The sequence below is a fragment of the Burkholderia alba genome (assembly GCF_034721475.1).
GTDB lineage: Bacteria > Pseudomonadota > Gammaproteobacteria > Burkholderiales > Burkholderiaceae > Burkholderia > Burkholderia alba.
Window position 1 is genome coordinate 1 of record NZ_JAWJWL010000099.1, and the last position, 3,305, is coordinate 3,305.

General features: G+C 58.8%; 3 protein-coding genes. All 3 read right to left on the bottom strand.

Annotated elements, in window-relative coordinates:
- The coding region (locus RZR99_RS32390; protein ID WP_323123771.1) for a DUF6531 domain-containing protein at positions 1-2,617 on the bottom strand (2,617 nt) is incomplete at its 3' end.
- A gap of 76 nt (positions 2,618-2,693) precedes the next feature.
- Complete coding sequence (locus RZR99_RS32395) at positions 2,694-2,978, bottom strand: RHS repeat domain-containing protein (RefSeq protein ID WP_323123772.1); 285 nt, start codon at positions 2,976-2,978, stop codon at positions 2,694-2,696.
- A 41-nt stretch (positions 2,979-3,019) separates the two neighbouring features.
- Positions 3,020-3,305: hypothetical protein (locus RZR99_RS32400; protein ID WP_323123773.1), on the bottom strand; the 286-nt coding region annotated here is incomplete at its 5' end.

Genomic DNA, 3,305 nt, shown 5'->3' on the forward strand with positions numbered 1-3,305 from the left:
AAGCGATTACGACGTTGAGAATCCGATAGGTCGGATCGGCCAGGACATCGAGCGACACCTTGTGTTCGACGATCGCGCCAACCGCATCGAGCGCCGAATCCTCACCCATCGCCTGAAAGCCGTCCGATCCTTGCACGGCGGTTTGATTGAAATTGTGGGTCCAGCCTTTACCCAGTGGGCCGGTTTCGTTGCGCATGCCAGAACTGTACAAACGCGTGAACGTCAGGCTTTGCGGGGACGCGCCGACACCGGAAGTCAGATCGTCGTTGTTATAGAGAAAGTTGCCCGCGACCGTGTCCACTGGATCGCCGACTGGAAGAGTGAACGGCGAGGCGTTCTGTAACGAGCTGGGTATCGGCTGATTCTTATTGACATTCAGGTTAGTCTGCAGTGCGGATAGGTTTGCCGTAGCGAACCCGCCGTGCAGATTCTGATTGATCAGTGCGCCAATGTACCGATCCGAGCCAATCACGAACCAGCCGGCGCCCGCCCAGTTGCCTTCGCCGATGTCGCATCGTGCCGGGACGACAACCCGTCGCCCCTGATTAATCTCGTTCGCGAAGTTGCCGAGATAGCCACCGCAATTGATGAGATTAGGCTGAACCTGGCTCGTGAAATTCGCCGAGCTGGCGTTGTAAATGCGCAGGCCCGCTGCTGAAGCGATGTCGATCAGCTTGACGGTCGACACGGCCGATACGCCGGTGGTCTGCTGAACGGCGGTCGATTCGAGGATGCTGCCGTGCGTTGCCCAATTGGCAAAGGAAGCACTTTCGTTATCGACCTTGCCATCGGGATTGGCCACTGCCAGTGCATTGGCGGGCAAATCGACGTAGGGCGTGTTGGTATACCCTGCGATCCCCACGCGGTGATGCGCCAGATTGACAGTCGTGTTCAGTTGCCCGGTAATGTAGCCAGACTGGTCATTCTGCGCCATCCATTGTGCGGCGATCACCGCGAGCGTCGAACCCAGCAAGGGTTCCGCTGCATCGGGTGTCCCCGATGCCCGTAAATCGCTGATCACGCGCCGATAGTTTTCCGAGGGTCCGCGTCCTGACGGTCCCCACCCATTTGATACGAGATAGGTATTCGTTCCGCCTGCCCAGAGATTCTGCGTTGCGCGCTGGTTGGAAGATTGCGAGGAGTAGGGGTGGATCACCGTCAGGGCGATCGAGGTCGCGCTACCTGGCGTGGCTGCCGAGCCGGGATTGCCGACCTGCACGCCATCGAGTTTCAGTACGGGCTGATTGGCCGAGTTGTAGGTGATCGTCAGGCGTTTGCCGTAAATGGCATCCGATGTGTAGGTCTGATCGATACCTTGATACTCGATACGCAGCGTCGGCTTGAGGCCAACGGGCACGTCGGGGTATTCGACGGCGCCCCAGCGGGTATCCTGGTACGGCAATGCGGTTTGTCGAAGCGTGCCGTAGAACTGATCGATCGTCTTGCCGCCGATGACGTCGTCGAGCGTCGCCGTCGGCATGTTGGTCCGCAGATAGCTGGCCAGACGGCTGGCATAGGATGTCAGATTGTTCCGGATATTCGTCCGGTTGATGTTCTGGACGTAGGTGGTTGTGACATCGGCCCCGGCGTACGCCGCTTGGAAATAGCTGTCGAAATCGTATCCGGTCGTGTCCGGACTCGCGAGCTTGATCCCGCCTTTACGGGTGTGCGTCTTGAACGACGGATCGAAGACATACCACGTCCCACCGATGTTCGCCTTCACCCACGCGTGCTCGATTGACAAACTCGTCATGGGCTTGCTCAGCCCCGGGCAAGATCCGCCGCCATCGGCGCCAAGTTCGTAGACAGGAATTTGACCTTGATTCAAGATGCTCGAGATGCCACAGACGTTGGACGTATCCACGCCCCACCATGCGGTGACTTGAGCCGGTGAAAGGGTGATCACACCCCGGACATAGCTGGCCTGGATATTCGAGGCCCGGAGTAGCTCCACCATCAGGGTCGCTTGATCGTAGTCGGTGCCCTGGTTGTCCAGCACGGCGCCCAGCCCGCCCTTCTGGACGCCGTAGATCGGGTAATACGCGATGTTGTTGCGGACGTACTGGTAGATGAGATCCGGGCTGTAGCGCAATGCGCGCGCCAGCTCCGCGATCGATGCCGGGCCGCGTGCGTTCGTATCGCCACCGACACGTGACGTTGCCAGCTTCTTTCCGGCGGACGCTGCCTGAGAAACCGGTGAAGCAACACCCTGATTCAGATTCGCAGGAAGCGCACGCTTCGGCAACTCGATGAGCGTGGATCCGCCGATGACGGGCGGCATGATGACGCGGATGGTGCCGCCCGGTGCGAAATTCCCAGACTCTGGCGGGCCGTTGCTCGCACCCGTTGCACCCAAGACACTGCGATCCGGTGTGGTCTCGGTTGGATAACTCACCGGCAGTTGCCCTGGAACGAGCTGCACACGATCTCCAGGCTTGATCGGCGAGGATTTCAGAATGGGCGGCAAGGCTGCGTTGGGTTTGCCCAATTGAATGGATGAAGCGGCTTGCGGCGCACTTGCGACAACCGGCTGAACCTGCGCGCTCACCGATATAGTGACAAGTGCGGCGATGGCAAAGCTTGCCCCGCGGAGAATGAACCGCTTCATGCTATTCATTTGCATTCCTGATTTATTCAGAAAAACCGGATCAATCGTGCCTGCTTCATTTCGTCGCGACGAAACGGGATCGTTCTCAATCCGTCCAATCACTTTGACGGCGAGGCATCCTGGTCCCACAAAGAAACCAACTGATGGCGGGCACAATCGCCGGGGCACCACCCGATCGGGTCGTCGTGACGGTCTGACGATTGCCGGCTTCATCGTAGGCGTACTGCACGTTGGTTTGCGCTTTACCTACCCCATAGGCTACCTGCGTCACGCGACCGAGCGCATCGTAGACGTAAGCCGCTGTTGCGTCCGCCCGAGCGGACAGCGCAGCGAAAAACAGGATCATGCCGACCGCCCATTTCGCGAGCATGCGTTCCTCCCCCTTACCGCTCGTTGATTGCCGAATCGTCATCAATTCGGGCTGCTGTAGATCCCTAAAATGCCCGGGCGTCCTGTCGCACATCCGCTAATCACGAGACGAATCGAGAGATTCGCATTCAACGCGGTCAACAGCATGGCTTGTTGCGAATGATTGGAGACATCACCGGCTGTGGCATAGGCGTCAGACAACGGACAGTTATCTGGGTTGATGGGGGGAGTGGCGGTCTTCACCAACATTCGGTCCACACCCCAATCGGTAATGAGTTCGGTGATTTTGGCGGGCTGAGTGAACCCATCCGCAAAGGCACTCATGGGC